A 14,563-nucleotide genomic window follows, 5' to 3' on the forward strand; every position below is an offset into this window, starting at 1 on the left:
CTCGCCGCGCGCGGTGCCGAGGCGCTCAACGCCGCGCGCACGAGCGTCGGGGGCATCTCGTCTGTCCACGTCGCCGACGTCACTGACCCCGCCGCCGCGAAAGTACTGGTCGAGGGCGTCGAGAAGCAGTGGGGCCGGCTCGATATCCTGGTCTGCAATGTTGGCAGCGGCGCCTCCGTGCCGCCCGGCAAGGAAACAGCAGCGGAATGGTCGCGGGTGATGGATCTCAATCTGTTCGCCGCGACCAACATGATCGAGGCCGCCCGGCCGCTGATGGCGCGCGGCAGCGGCGATCGGTCCATCATCTGCATCTCTTCGATCGCCGGCATGGCGGCGCTTGGCGCGCCGGTGACCTATTACGGTGCGAAGGCGGCCTTGAACGCCACCGTGCGCGGTCTCGCGCGACCGCTGGCGCTGGAAGGCATCCGCATCAATGCGGTTGCGCCGGGCAACATCCTGAGCGCAGACGGCACCTGGGCGCGCAAGATCGCGGAAAACAGCCAGGCGGTTGACGAGATGCTCCAGCGCGAGGTGGCGTTGCGCCGGCTCGGCACGCCCGAAGAGATCGCGGACGTCGTTACCTTCCTTGCTTCGCCCCGCGCCGCCTTCATCACGGGCAGCGTGATGGTGGCGGACGGCGGCCAGCTCAGAAGCTGAACAGGAGCCTTCGATGGCAATCTCCTCCTCCCGCTACGACCTGACCGGACGGACCGCGCTCGTGACCGGCGCCGGTGGCCTGCTGGGCAAGCAGCATGTCGCAGCACTCGCTGAATCCGGCGCGTGCGTGGTCGTCACCGACGTCGGCCTGGCGCAGGCCGACGCCGCCGTCACGGCGCTGAAGCAGGCAACGCCTTCAGCCGATCTGATCGCGCTTGAGATCAACGTCACCTCGCTCGACTCGGTGCGCGTCGCCAATGAGCAGCTTGCAGACCGCGGCATCACCGTCGAGATCCTCGTCAACAACGCCGCGATCGATCCGAAGGTGACGTCGAGCCCGGGCGTCATGCACTCCTCGCGCTTCGAGGCATTTCCGGTGCCGCAATGGCAGACCGAAATCGCCGTCGGCCTGACCGGTGCGATGCTGTGCGCGCAGGTGTTCGGCGGCGAGATGGCCAAACGGGGCCGCGGCGTGATCCTCAACATCGCCTCCGATCTCGGCGTGATCGCGCCGGACCAGCGGCTCTACCGCCAGCCGCAGGTGACACGCGAGGAGGAACAGCCGGTGAAGCCGGTGACCTACTCCGTGATCAAGCACGGCTTGATTGGGTTGACGAAATATCTGGCGACGTATTGGGCCGATCACGGCGTCCGCGTCAACGCGATCTCGCCGGGCGGCGTCTTCAACAACCAGGATCCGGCTTTCGTCGAACGACTGACCCGCCTGATTCCGATGGGCCGCATGGCCGATGTGGACGAATACCGTGCGGCCGTGCAGTTCCTCTGTTCGGATGCATCGAGCTACATGACAGGACAGAACCTGGTGATGGACGGCGGCAGGAGCGTATGGTAACCAACAGCATTCTCCCCACTCCAGACAACGATCCGGCGCAAGAGCGAACATGTTCAATCAAAAAGCCATTCTGATCACTGGGGGCACAGGATCGTTCGGGAAGAAGTTCGTCGGCCGCCTCCTGAAGGACTTCAAGCCGCGTCGCGTCGTCGTCTACTCGCGCGACGAGCTGAAGCAATACGAGATGCAGCAGGAGTACGATCAGCCTGCGATGCGCTATTTCATCGGCGACGTCCGGGACGGCGAGCGCCTCCGCACGGCTATGGAAGGGATCGACTTCGTCGTTCACGCCGCTGCGTTGAAGCAAGTTCCGGCCGCCGAATACAATCCCATGGAGTGCATCAAGACCAACGTTCATGGTGCGGAGAACGTGATCCAGGCGGCGCTCGCGGCGGACGTCGAGAAGGTGATCGCACTCTCGACGGACAAGGCTGCGCAGCCGATCAATCTGTATGGCGCGACCAAGCTGGCGTCGGACAAGCTATTCATTGCGGCCAACAACATGGCTGGCGGCCATCGCACAGCCTTTGCCGTGGTGCGTTACGGCAATGTCGTCGGTTCGCGCGGCTCGATCGTGCCGCTGTTCAACAAACTGATCGCCGCAGGTGCGGATCATCTGCCGATCACCGATTCGCGGATGACGCGGTTCTGGATCTCGTTGCAGCAGGGCGTCGACTTCGTGATCAAGAGCTTCGAGCGCATGTCTGGCGGCGAGATCTTCGTTCCGATGATCCCTTCGGTCCGTATTCCGGATCTGGCTGCGGCAATGGCCCCAACGCTGCCGATCCGGGTGATCGGCATTCGTCCGGGCGAAAAGCTCCACGAGGTTATGTGCCCCACCGACGATTCGCATCTGACGGTGAAGTTTCACGATCATTTCGTGATCAAGCCGACGATCAAATTCTTCCGCCGCGATGTGGACTATCTCACGAACCAGATTGGTGAGCGTGGTGAGCCGGTTCCTGATGGATTCGAGTACAACTCCAATCGAAACGACCACTTCCTCGACCCCGCCGAGATCCGGGACTTCAACAAGATTGCTCTAAAATGATCCCTTATGGGCGCCAGGATATTTCCGCTGAGGACATCGAGGCAGTCACGCAGGTACTGCAGTCGGACTGGCTCACCCAAGGGCAGGCCGGCCCCCGCTTCGAGCAGGCGATAGCCGGATACTGCGGCGCCCGCAACGCAATCGCCGTGTCAAACGCAACGGCAGCGCTTCATATCGCCTGTCTTGCGCTCGATCTCGGTCGGGGCGACATCCTCTGGACCGTACCGAACACGTTCGTAGCTTCGGCCAATTGTGCGCTCTATTGCGGAGCCAGCGTCGACTTCGTCGACATCGATCCGCGCACCTACAATATGAGTGTAACCGCACTCTCGGAGAAGCTGGCGCAGGCCAGCACCGAGGGAAGATTGCCGAAGGTGGTGATTCCCGTCCACTTTGCCGGCCAGTCCTGCGAAATGGCGCAAATCCGCGCGCTCGCTGATCGCTATGGCTTCCGCATCATCGAGGATGCGTCGCACGCGATCGGCGGCGAATATCTCGGGCGCAAGATCGGAGCTGCGCAATTCAGCGATATCGTGGTCTTCAGCTTCCATCCGGTGAAAATCATCACGACCGGCGAAGGAGGCATGGCGCTCACCAATGACCCAAGGCTCGGGGAGCGACTTGCTTATCTACGCACCCACGGCATTGTCCGCCCCGTGCAGACCGATCCGCCTGAAGCGGATCGGTCCAATGAGGACCGGCATGGTCCCTGGACGTACGAGCAGATCGAGCTCGGCCTGAACTATCGCTTGACCGACATTCAGGCCGCCCTCGGCGCCAGCCAGCTTGGACGGCTCGACGCCTTTGTCGCGCGCCGGCGCGAGCTTGCGGCGCGCTACGATACCCTGCTCGCCGGGCTGCCGGTAACCAGTCCATGGCAACACCCCGACACAGATTCTGCCTGGCACCTCTACGTGATCCGGCTGAGGCGAAACGAGATCAAGCTCTCGCGGCGTGAGGTCTTCGATGCATTGCGTTCGGCCGGGATCGGCGTCAACGTGCACTATATCCCGGTGCACACCCAGCCCTATTATCAGCGTCTCGGTTTCCGCGCCGGCATGTTTCCTGAAGCCGAAAGCTACTACCAGGACGCCATCACGTTGCCGCTGTTTTCCAAGATGACGAATGCAGAACAGGACACCGTCGTCAGCGCACTCGCGAAGATCCTCTCGTGAAGATCGCGGTCATTCCGGCGCGCGGCGGAAGCAAGCGGATTCCCCGCAAGAACATCCGTCCGTTCTGTGGTAGACCCATCATCTCATACTCGATCGATGCGGCGCGCCAGAGCGGCCTGTTCGACGAGATCATCGTGTCCACGGACGACGAGGAGATCGCAGCCGTGTCGCGCCAACTGGGCGCGGCGACGCCGTTCGTCCGGCCCAGGGAGATTGCCGACGATTTCACCGGCACCAATGCCGTCGTCAAACACGCCGTTACGTGGTTCCGCGAACGAGGCAATGCGATCAGCCACGCCTGCTGCGTCTACGCCACCGCTCCGCTGATTCAGCCGCGTTATCTGTGCGAGGGGCACGACGCCCTCACCCGCTCGGACGCGGCCTTCGCCTTTTCGGTCACCTGCTACGCATTTCCGATCCAGCGGGCCGTGCGCATCACGACGTCAGGACGGGTCGACGCTTTCTATCCTGAACACCGTCTGACGCGGTCTCAGGATCTCGAGCCGGCCTATCACGACGCGGGCCAGTTCTACTGGGGAACGGGGGATGCCTTTCGTGATGATGTGCCGCTGTTCTCCGAGCGATCAATCGGCATCGTTCTTCCGCGGAAGTATGTGCAGGACATTGACACGCTCGAGGACTGGGAGCAGGCGGAATACATGTTTCGCACCATCAGTCGCGACTAGAGCGCGATGGGATTTTGGATGAATCCTCGTTGCGTCATCAAGCCGGTCGAGAGCCAGGCTTCAGGTGAACGATGACGAGACCGGTGACGTCGCTGACCATCACGCGTCCGATATTGTCCATGAAGTTTATATCGAGAGGAATGCCGACGGTGTCTATACGCTCGACCCGGGGATGACCACGATATTCTCCAGCGTAATCGCGGATCCATCGATCGCTGACGAATGAACCCCGCCAGCTGCGCCAATTATGAAGGTCCGCAGGGCTCCATGCATTGAATTCGAGGTGCACGATCGCCCTTGTGGCAAGCGACAGGGCGGCCTCCTTCGCAGCCGTGAAAATTTTGTCGTCACAATGCATTGCGGCCGCCGACGAGAATACGACGTCGACTTCGGAGAGATTGCGTTGCTGCATGAGAAGCCCGGCGTCAGCCATGGAGCCCTGTATCAGCTGCGCGTTCTTCCCTACGACGTTTTCGGTTCCATACCGGATCGCGCGATCGTTTAATTCGATCCCATACAGGTTGACAGCGGCATCGAGCGCGTTCAGTTCACGAAGGTTGGCTCCGACATTGCATCCGAGCTCCAAGACAGACTTCGGCTGGAGGTCGATTACCTGTCTAGCGAACCATTTCTTCAGCGGGGTTGACGCGGCATACCCTTCAAACTCGTTTGCGTGCAGCTTCTCCTTCCAGTGCTTCTGCCAATAGGCGGAATCTCTCGCCTTGGCGAAGATTGGAAATGGCGTCGCTCTCATGGCGGCGCGCCAGATGTGATGCTTGAGACCCGAGGACAATCGCATATACGCCAGCCGTGCTGAGTTGGTTCCTGAACTGACGTAGCACTACACCCATGACGCAGGCAACCGAAGCCTCATTTTTGCAGCCCGAACCGGGTGCTCCAAGGCGAACCGCCCCCTCAACGCGTCGCGGTGGCCTTGAGCAGCGGGCGAAGGAACGCCGCCAGGTCGCCCTCCTTGTACAGGTACCCCGGGAGTCCCACCGCGCGTGCCGCTTCGACGTCGCGATCATTGTCACCGACGAGCAGGCTTCCCTGAGCCCGGACTGGCCATCCGTTCATGCAATCGATGATCATGCCCGGAGCGGGCTTGCGCCGGTCGCTGGCGCGACGAAACGCCTCGATCGTGCCCTCCTCGTGATACGGGCAATATTGATAATCGTCGATGTGCGCGCCGACGCCTACGAGTTCTGCGCTCATCCAGTCATGAAGACGGTGAACGTCCTCGATACCGTAATAGCCGCGGGCTACTCCCGACTGATTGGTGACGACGAAGGCGTAATAACCGAGATCATTGCACAGCTTGATCGCCTCGCGTGCGCCGTTGATCCATTCGAAATCCTCGATCCGGTGCACATAGGCCTTGTCGACGTTGAGCACGCCATCCCGATCGAAGAACACCGCAGGGCGACGCAACCGCTCAGGGAGTTCGTGCTGGACCCGCTCGAAATCCGAGGGGATACCGATGTCGATGAAGAAGCCGTCGTACAAACTCGCCTCGAGCTGTCCTTCGGCGACCAGCCTCGGAAACACCTGTTGCTCCAACGAGCATGGCAGTTCGTCAATATACCGGAGAATTGCCCGGTCAATGCAATAGACGCCCGTATTGATCGGCCCGTTCGGCTGGGCACCGGCTCCAAGAAAACGCCTGACGCGACTCCCTTCGAGCACAACACGACCGTAGCGATCTCCTTCCTCGTCACGCTTGAGCGCCATGTGGACAATGGCCGACGAGTTGCGCGCGCGCAGGGCGAGATCTAGCAAATTGGAATCGAACCAGGAGTCGCCATTCAGAAGGAAGAAGCGATCCTGCAGCACGCCAGCGGCATGCTTCAATGCACCGCCGGTGCCACACGGGGATGGCTCGCAAATAACCTTCACCGAAGCACGGCGCCGGCTCTTGCCATGGTAGGCCTCGACGACGACGTCGGCGCGGTGGCCGGCGAGCAGCACGATCTCCTCGACCGTCGGATAGCGCGTCAACTCGTCGAGCAGATAATCGAGAAAAGGTCTGCCGGCAACTTCCAGCAGTGGTTTGGGAACGAGCCGGGTTCGCTCCCCCAACCGTGTCCCGAGACCACCGACCAGGATGACGGCCTGTTTCAACATGTTCAGCGTTGCGCCCCCAGTCTGAGCGGGCCGAGCGCGGCACGCGGATCATGGCGTACACGAGCAAAGCCAGCAAGGCAATTGCGCCGTCAAAGATTGCGTGTCGCACCGGTCTAGATCGTCTGGCGGCGAATGCGGGCAGGTCCCAAGTCAGTCCGAATCGACCAGCGGCTCCCAGGCATAGAGCAATCCGTCGTTGTGCAGGGTGGGCGCGAAGTTCATTCGCTCCCTCGCGTTCACGCGGATCCGGCCGCTGTGATCCAGTTCGTCGAGCAGCGTCCACAGTCTGGTTTGATAGTCCATGGAACGAATGTAAATCCTGCTGGCGATATCCCGCGGATCGGAAAGGTCCAACATGTCGACCGCAGGCTCGATGTTGATGACCCGCGCAGGGCGCGCCTTCAGGATGTGATCGACGACGGCTTCGACGGCATGGGGAATCTGCTCTATGCAGAAATAGGTCAGGATCGTCGCGCCCTTGAGTTCCCGGAAAGCGGGATCGGCGGGATCGGTCAGGTCGATACGCCCAAAGCTGACCCGGTCGCCCAGTCTGAAATGGCCGGCGATCTGCCGGCCGGCCTCGATCCCGTTCGGGGCGATGTCGAGACCGCGCAGCCTGGTCCATCGCGGGTCGATCGACAGGGAGAAGAGATTGTAACCAAAGCCCGCGCCAAGTTCGAGGAGCGACGTCTCTTCGCCGGCGTGCCGTGCGATCAACTGCGAGAGCGCGCCCAGCCGGTACTGATAATATTCTCTGGTGGAGATCCGGACGATCCGGCCATCGACCTTGGCGAGGCGCGACGCCTCGCTATGGCCGACCAGAAAGTCCTCGAGTGAGCGTTCGCGAAGCCAGGCGCGCTCGGATAGGATGCGGCCCCATTCCCCCGAATTGTATTCGGCATCAACGATGTCGTGCGTCCGCCTGACGTTCTTGAACGCGATCCGACGAAGGCTGCGCGCGATATCGACGGCATAGGCTCTCGACAACTCCAACCGTGAAGCAGGCTTCAAATCAGGCGTAAACGTCACCGAACGCCCTTTCAGAGATTGATCATGAGATCGGACTGCCTATCTATCACAGGCCCAGCAGAAGCTTTTCGAACGCCGTCGTATTCGGCGTCCCAAAGAATGGTCGGTTCTTGGCACCGGGGAACATCCGCGGAAAGGAGAAGAATGTCGCGGTGTACAGCAGCCGTCCATGCCCCGGCCCCATTCGGCTCCCCATGTGCAGGCATCTCGTCGTGTCGACCATAAAGGATGAAAGCCGCGGCGCCTTCATCACCTTGATGTCCTCGCGCGGCACCTTGTTGAACACCTGCTCGTCAGGGAAGTGGCTCCCCAGAAGAGGATAGCCGAACCTGTCCGTCGACTGCTTCGGAAGGAAAGTGAACGGACCATCGGCGTCGTCCTCGACGTCGGTCAGATAGCTGAAGAACTTGATCACCCGCACGTCGTCATGATCGCGATGCCAAAGCTGTGAAGAGGCCAGGCTCTCACCGGTGTAACGAGAGTAAGACAACAGTACGTAGTCAAGCCAGGGAATCTCACCCAGCGCGGTCGAGACGACGTTGACGACTGACTTCTGCATCGCATAGCGGACGAAGATGTTGTCCGCACTGAGCTGCCCATTCTGCATCTCAGCATCGAGCAGGCGCACCCAAAAATTCTTCCACGTGGAACTCTGTTTGGCCTCCAGCCCCTCGATGTCCTTGAGCCTCAGCATGCCCGCATCCGCGAATGCCTGCTGGATTGACGGATCCATCAGCTCGGTGACGACTGCATAACCGTCCCGGTTCAAGTCCTCGGCCTTGGCTTTCTCCTGCGCCGACACGGTCAGGAGCTCAGCCTGGCGGCGTCGCTCCTGTTTCTCGCTAAGGTGCCATGTGTTGACGCCCGTCTTGACCGCCCAACGGAGTGGCGAACGGTTCACGTGCCAAAGCGCCCTGGACATCAATCCCATTTTGCCGTCCCCGCCCTGCCGGATCTAGAATTCGCGCTGTTCCCAATGGGCTCACCCAGCCGATTTGCCCTTAGCAAATCCACCAAACGCGAGCAACCGCAGAGTGTCGGGCGGGAACTTCACGACGCCATGGGGCTACAGCCACATCAGCGCTGCGTCAACGCCCGGGCAAATTTGCCTACCATTGCCCGGTCGCTGCGGGACAGTATCAGGCCGATGCTCAGCGCCCATGCGGCGATGCACGCGATCCCTCCCACGATGGCGAGAGCCAGCAAGGTCGCCGGTGTGGCATACATTTTGTAGCCGACCGCCATTGCCGCGAGGATCGTCGCCACCAACAACTGTCTGCCCAGCTGCTGCCAAAACAGCGAATTCGGCAGGCTCATGAAAGATAGCATGCGGTGGGCGATGATCGGCGCAAAGAGGATGTAGGATATTGCCCAACCGAGAAGAAAGGCTCGCTCGCGCAACCAGACCGCGGTGAGCGCGGTGACGATGTATTGAGTCAGCACCTGCAAATAGAGAAAACGCGTGTTGGTGCGGAGAAAATCCGACCGCACCATCAGCGCCGTCTGCCCCGCCCCCAACATGGCGCTTACGGCGGGAACGAACAGCGCCAAGGCAAGCCATGGCCATTGATCCGTATGCTGCGGGCCGACCCACACCTTCAATATGTCCTCGGAGAATAACCCGATGACAACGAGGATCGGGACAATGATCGCGGCCGGCACAACCAGACCATTTCGCCCAAGCAATTGCAGTCGCCGAACGTCGGTTTTCTCGTCTAGATGGGTGGAGATAGGAAGAATCGCCGAGTAAAGAGGGCTCATCGTCGTTTTCAGAAACCGCGGCAGCCTCGTGAGCAGGTCAAAGGTCCCGACCTCGACGGGACCGTACAATACGCCGATCATCAGCGGAATGAGGGATTGCTGGAGTGCGCCCGCTATCCTGTTGTTGAACATGAGCCAACAGCGATAAGCGACATCGTACCGGCTCGCCGGCGTCCAGAAACTGAACCGCAGCGGAGTATCGCGTGCCGCAATGCAGATCACCAACGCCAGCACGAAGTATTTTGCGGTCATGGCGCCAAGATACGCATAGGCGAGCCATTCGAACGCAGCGTTTTGCCAGAAGGCGAGATAGATCGAGCCAACGTACAGAACGCTGCTTCCGACTTCCGTCGATCGAAGCCAGCTATATTCCTCGAAGCCCTTGAGCGCGCCCTCGATCACCAATCCGATGAAGGCAATCGGCAGCACGAGCGCGGTGATCCGGAGAATCGACACGAACGCCTGAGCCTGTTCGGGAGCCACCCTGAAGATGAGCGCAAGGCTGGGTGCGGCAAGCCAGAGCACGATACTCGAGGCGACGCCGGCGACGACCGCGACCACGGTCAGGAGCGCTATCTTTTCGCCGGCCGCCGCCCAATCCCCGAGTCGCCCGCGAGCGATCGCCTGGGTCGCGATCTCCGATACACCGAAATCGATCAGAACGAGAAAACCGCTTGGAAGAAAGCCGCGCACCAGGACGATCAGACCGAGCACGGCCAATCCGTAGGACTTCGCGATCAACCCGACGGCAAACAGTCCCAGCACGCCAGCAAGACTGTAGGCAACGGCCGAGATCGCTGTGTTATGCACAAATCGGCGCAGCACGGGTCAGCTCAATTCCGCAAGCTGCACGCTCGCTCCGCTCATCATTCGCTTCACACGGACGCCCGCGGCTGGCCGCGCTACAAAGCGCCTGCCGTCGACGGAAGCCTCATCGAGGCGTTTCAATATCGAATTCACGGTCTCGATGCCGAACGTCTTGCCGTCCCGGCGGCGCTCGCTTTCGGCGGAGCTGTACGCACGACGCAGCAACGAACTTGTCCTGTGGCCCATACTTCGACGAACCGCAGCGGCGGCCATTCCGCGCACGGAGGGCCGCGCCGACGCATGCGTCGGCGCTTCGCCCCGCCGGGCGGAGATTGTCGCGAGCACCACCCCGCACACGCGAGCAGAACTCGCGCCATCCACGGCGGTATAGAGCTCGCTGAGAATTTCGCGGCGAAACGTCGCGGTCTCGGCAGGCAGCGGCGGCATGCGGCCTTCGAGACCCTGCCGGACCAGCTCGATCATTTCGGCCTCCGTGACGGCGCCCCGACTGACCCGCGTCGCCGCGTCGAGACGCAGGGCCGGGGTATTAAACCACTCCATGCTCAACGGCTCGACGTTCAGCATGGTCGCCTCGATCGCGGTGGAGCAGTTCTGATGAACGAGCAAGCGCGCGCCGCTGATCCACTCGAGCGAGGTTCCGCTCTGAATGACCCTGGCGTTCGGCAGAGCCGCGAACGCGTCGTACGAGCTGATGTTCTCGAATGGGTGCGGCCGCAGCACGAATTGCACGGCGGAAAAATACTGCGCGAGCTTGATCGCCATATCCAGAGTGCTGCGATAGGCATGGGCGCCATCGGCGATGAACTGCCGGGCGAATTCGCGCTCGAAGCCCGCCTTGACCATCGACTCCTCCTCGTGAGTGGTGCTGCCGGAGAAGCGCGGATTCACGGTCGGGAAGTTCGTATTGATGAGAACGTAGCCCGAACCAACGGACGGCTTCGGCAACGCCGCGCGCCAGGGTGGCGCGCAAAAATCATAGCGCGGACAGCCGGTGGCGTGCAGGAGATCCGCCGCGACCGTGTCCTGCCGGAGGAACGCCGCGTACTGCGCCTGCCCCCAGACACAGTAGAGATCGACAAGATCGGGGCAACCCGCACTCTTCACCATGCTGGCAAACTGGTCCGCGTTCTTGCCGCCGATTCCTTCGGTATCGAGAACACCGACCAGGATTCCGTCGCTCTTGTAGGACTTGATCAGATCGGCATTGTTGGGGCGCGTGTAGTTCACCAGCACGAGATCAGGCCGCAAGGCCGGGACGTCGAATCCCTGCTCGTACATGGGCACGAGCGTAGCCTGCACGCCGCGTGTCGACAACTGCCGCGCCAGCAGCACCAGTCCCTCGAGGTCGCGCAGCGGGTTATCGACCACCAGACAGACATGCGGCTGATCAGCCACGGGCGCTCCTCGCCATGCCCTGCGGCGTCGGGACCGCATCATCTGCAGACGAGAGCAGATCCCAACTCATCGGGGTTCCTCGCCGAACCGCGCGTCCGACACGCTTGCCAAGCAACGTCTCGAAGTATTTCGGCGGCAAGCCAAGGCCCGGCCGGATTATGCGAAGGTTCTGCTCGGTCAGCACGTCACCGGGGGCGAGATCCTCCGCCACGTACAGCGAGCGGCGGAACACGAGCGACTTGCCCTCGTTTTCAGTCAAACCATAATAGACTTGGCCAAGAGCGAGCCAGGCTCGCTTGGTCTCGACCACGAGGGCCGCCATCTCCTCAGGCTCTATGGAGAAGGTGGAATCGACGCCCCCATCGGCCCGTGCAAGCGTGAAATGCTTTTCGATCACGCTCGCACCGAGCGCGACACTTGCGACCGGTGCACCGATGCCGAACGTGTGATCCGAAAGGCCGATCTCACAGCCGAACAGCGAGCGCATATGGGGGATCGTGAGCAGATTGGTGTCGGCGGGAGTTGAGGGATAGGTGCTGGTGCATTTGAGCAAGACGAGCTGCTTGCAGCCCGCCGCCCTGGCCGCCCTTACCGTCTCGTCGATGTCGGCCACCGTGGCCATGCCGGTCGAGATGATCATGGGCTTGCCGGTGGCAGCCACTTTGCGGATGAGCGGCAGATCGGTGTTCTCGAACGAGGCGATCTTGTAGCAGGCAACGCCGAGACCTTCGAGAAAATCGACAGCGCTCGCATCGAACGGGGTCGAGAACGGAATCATGCCGAGTGAGCGCGCGCGGTCGAAGATCGGCCCATGCCATTCCCAGGGAGTGTAGGCCTGCTGGTAAAGCTCGTGCAGGGAACGACCTTTCCACAGGCTGTCAGGATCATCGATGAAAAATTCGTCGCGCGCGAGCGCAAGCGTCATCGTGTCGGCCGTATAGGTCTGCAGCTTGAGCGCGTGAGCCCCCGCCTTGGCGGCGGCCTCGACGATCGCCAACGCGCGCTCGAGCGACTGATTGTGGTTGCCTGACATCTCCGCAATGATGAACGGCTCGTGAGACTGGCCGATCGCGCGCCCGGAGATGGTTATCGTGTCAGCCATCGCTTGCTTCAACCTTTTCAAGGCGCACCAGATAGCGGTGACCGCGGAAATCGAAGAACGCGGGGAAACGCTCAGGATCCGCCACCCGCAGAAGCTCGAATTGCTGAGCCAGTGGCTGCGCCGGATCCAGCCTCGAATCCTCCGGCGAACGCCGTGGATAGTACGTCGGCGCGCGGTCATCCTGAGCAACCGGCGCCTTTCGTCCGATGCTGGCCAATGCCTCGTTCATGAGATCGAGCTCGATCGCAAACAGCTTTGCATTGATCTCGTCGAACAATTCATGGCCTTCGAGGATCAGGTGACGCTGTGCCCAGATGGCGCCTGTGTCCACCTGGTCCTCCGCCTCCAGCAATGAAACAACGATGTCATTCTCCCCCTCGAGGATCTGCCAGATGTGGGGCGACCATCCGCGCCCCTGCGGAAGGTCGCTCGCATGAATTACGAGGCTTTTGCCGTAGCGTGCGCGATCGCCCGCCGAAATGATCTCGTGGCACGAGATCAGGAACAGAATGTCCCCGCCCGAGAGTTCAACCTTTCTTTGCACGAGTTCGACCTCGTGCGTTGCACCTGTAACCTGCGCCCAATGCTGCAGGTGCGGGTAGATCGGATGCGACGCGCTGGAGCAGAGGATCGAAATCTTCATCTTCAACCGACGGACCGAACAGCGGGATTCCCAAGTTTCGCCCTGCGTTTAGCACGAAAGTCAGGCTTGGCCACCATCTGGCTACACCCCTCCGGAATTTTTCGAGGCGTGGCAGGATTTGGGCCCAGAATCAACGACCTAGTCGCACATCCGGGCCACGACCCGGTTCCTCCCTTCGCCGTCCACCAGCCCAAGGGCGGCCTCGCCCATCGTCCTGACCCGAGGTGCACTCTCGAACAGCGAATGAATGCCTCCGGCAAGCATCTCAACCGTGACGGCAGTCGCGGAACCAAGATAAAGCGCAGCTCCTGCGTCAGCCAGGGCCGTTAGCGCGCCAGTCTGGTTGTCGGCAATATCGACCACCACGGCCGGCAGGCCCAGGCAACAGCGCTCCCAGCTCATTACGCCGCCGGCCCCGATCGAAAGATCGGCCCGCCGCATCAGCTCGGCGATATTGTTGGCCCCCTGATAGACCCGCGCGCCCGACAACCCGCTGCACCATCGCACGATGGAGTCCGTATGGGGATTGCTCATCCCCACGACGACATCGACCTCTGCTGACGGTATCTGGAGGCTCGCAATTGCTCGCACCGCTTTTGCGGTCTCATTGGTGGGATCGGAGCCACCATAGCAGACCAGAATGCGGCCAATCTCTCCGCTGCGGCTTGTCAACTTGCGACGCTGTTGCGCGAAATCGGGGCGAAGCAGGGCGTATCGCGGTCCGAGCAGTTTCACACAGGTCTCAGGCACTTGGTCGCGATAGCGCGCGTGCATCTCTCGAACGAGATTCTGGTCGAGGAGAATCTCGCAATCGTGCTGGCGATCGGCCAGATCGTCGATCGCAAGAATTCTCAGACCGTCGCGCCGACATGCGGTTTCCCAGTGAAAATCGAGCGCATAGTGGTCGACAATGAGCCAATCGGCCGCGCCGATCTGGTCCATGGCCTCAGAGGTCTGCTCCGCGTCCTGTCGCCAGGTTGTCGGCAGCCAATGCGCATACATGCCCGCTCCGGTCATCTCGAGAGGGCTCCCGGCCGGCGGATCCGGCAATAGCCGTATTTCGTGTCCGTTTCCTTCGACCAAAGCCACGAGACCCGCGGCGTTGCTGCGCAGGAGAAAGCACGACTTCGCTCCCCTTTCGGCAAGCGCATTCGCCAACGTGAGGCATCGGGTGAGGTGCCCCATACCCATCTGGACCGATGCGTCAACGCGAAAGACGACTCGCTGCATGTTGTTCGTGAACCCAACCAACGACCTTG

The 14,563-nt window shown here is 61.4% G+C and carries 14 protein-coding genes; 5 read left to right on the plus strand and 9 right to left on the minus strand.

Annotated features, from left to right (window positions below; all coding sequences use genetic code 11):
- From MOV75_RS02705 to pseF, 5 genes are all read left to right on the plus strand, one after another.
- Positions 1-657: SDR family NAD(P)-dependent oxidoreductase (locus MOV75_RS02705; RefSeq protein ID WP_247004773.1), on the plus strand; the 657-nt coding region annotated here is incomplete at its 5' end.
- 13 nt (positions 658-670) lie between these two features.
- The gene (locus MOV75_RS02710) at positions 671-1,510 is read left to right on the plus strand and encodes an SDR family oxidoreductase (RefSeq protein WP_247004775.1); all 840 of its coding nucleotides are present in this window, start codon (positions 671-673) and stop codon (positions 1,508-1,510) included.
- Between the two features lie 49 nt (positions 1,511-1,559).
- Positions 1,560-2,561, plus strand: a complete 1,002-nt coding sequence (gene pseB, locus MOV75_RS02715) for a UDP-N-acetylglucosamine 4,6-dehydratase (inverting) (RefSeq protein WP_247004784.1) — start codon at positions 1,560-1,562, stop codon at positions 2,559-2,561.
- A complete protein-coding gene (gene pseC, locus MOV75_RS02720; protein ID WP_247004786.1) occupies positions 2,558-3,736 on the plus strand; it encodes a UDP-4-amino-4,6-dideoxy-N-acetyl-beta-L-altrosamine transaminase in 1,179 nt (392 codons plus the stop codon). The genes pseB and pseC overlap by 4 nt, the downstream gene beginning before the upstream one ends.
- Entirely contained in the window at positions 3,733-4,422 is a 690-nt protein-coding gene (gene pseF / locus MOV75_RS02725; protein WP_247004788.1) for a pseudaminic acid cytidylyltransferase, read from the plus strand. The genes pseC and pseF overlap by 4 nt, the downstream gene beginning before the upstream one ends.
- 37 nt (positions 4,423-4,459) lie before the next feature.
- Here the strand turns inward: pseF and MOV75_RS02730 are convergent, their stop codons facing one another.
- From MOV75_RS02730 to pseG, 9 genes are all read right to left on the minus strand, one after another.
- Positions 4,460-5,215: a bifunctional 2-polyprenyl-6-hydroxyphenol methylase/3-demethylubiquinol 3-O-methyltransferase UbiG gene (locus tag MOV75_RS02730; protein WP_247004790.1), complete on the minus strand. Its 756-nt coding sequence runs from the start codon at positions 5,213-5,215 to the stop codon at positions 4,460-4,462.
- A gap of 122 nt (positions 5,216-5,337) precedes the next feature.
- Entirely contained in the window at positions 5,338-6,546 is a 1,209-nt protein-coding gene (locus MOV75_RS02735; protein ID WP_247004792.1) for an HAD-IIIA family hydrolase, read from the minus strand.
- Between the two features lie 150 nt (positions 6,547-6,696).
- On the minus strand, positions 6,697-7,533 hold the full coding sequence (locus MOV75_RS02740; RefSeq protein WP_247004794.1) for a class I SAM-dependent methyltransferase: 837 nt from the start codon (positions 7,531-7,533) through the stop codon (positions 6,697-6,699).
- Between the two features lie 88 nt (positions 7,534-7,621).
- Positions 7,622-8,506 carry a hypothetical protein gene (locus MOV75_RS02745; RefSeq protein WP_247004796.1) on the minus strand — a complete coding sequence of 295 codons (885 nt, stop codon included), beginning with the start codon at positions 8,504-8,506 and terminating at the stop codon, positions 7,622-7,624.
- Between the two features lie 146 nt (positions 8,507-8,652).
- Entirely contained in the window at positions 8,653-10,161 is a 1,509-nt protein-coding gene (locus MOV75_RS02750; RefSeq protein ID WP_247004798.1) for a lipopolysaccharide biosynthesis protein, read from the minus strand.
- A 3-nt stretch (positions 10,162-10,164) separates the two neighbouring features.
- Positions 10,165-11,559 (minus strand): surface carbohydrate biosynthesis protein, encoded by a 1,395-nt coding sequence (locus tag MOV75_RS02755; protein ID WP_247004801.1) that lies wholly within the window; start codon positions 11,557-11,559, stop codon positions 10,165-10,167.
- Positions 11,552-12,661, minus strand: coding sequence for a pseudaminic acid synthase (gene pseI / locus MOV75_RS02760; protein WP_247004803.1), 1,110 nt, complete (start codon positions 12,659-12,661; stop codon positions 11,552-11,554). Before pseI ends, MOV75_RS02755 begins: the two co-directional genes overlap by 8 nt.
- On the minus strand, positions 12,654-13,304 hold the full coding sequence (locus MOV75_RS02765) for a formyltransferase family protein (protein WP_247004835.1): 651 nt from the start codon (positions 13,302-13,304) through the stop codon (positions 12,654-12,656). The genes pseI and MOV75_RS02765 overlap by 8 nt, the downstream gene beginning before the upstream one ends.
- A gap of 138 nt (positions 13,305-13,442) precedes the next feature.
- Positions 13,443-14,534 (minus strand): UDP-2,4-diacetamido-2,4,6-trideoxy-beta-L-altropyranose hydrolase, encoded by a 1,092-nt coding sequence (pseG, locus tag MOV75_RS02770; protein WP_258719580.1) that lies wholly within the window; start codon positions 14,532-14,534, stop codon positions 13,443-13,445.
- Positions 14,535-14,563: the final 29 nt, after the last annotated feature.

It is taken from the genome of Bradyrhizobium sp. PRIMUS42, assembly GCF_023006515.1.
Taxonomy (GTDB): domain Bacteria; phylum Pseudomonadota; class Alphaproteobacteria; order Rhizobiales; family Xanthobacteraceae; genus Bradyrhizobium.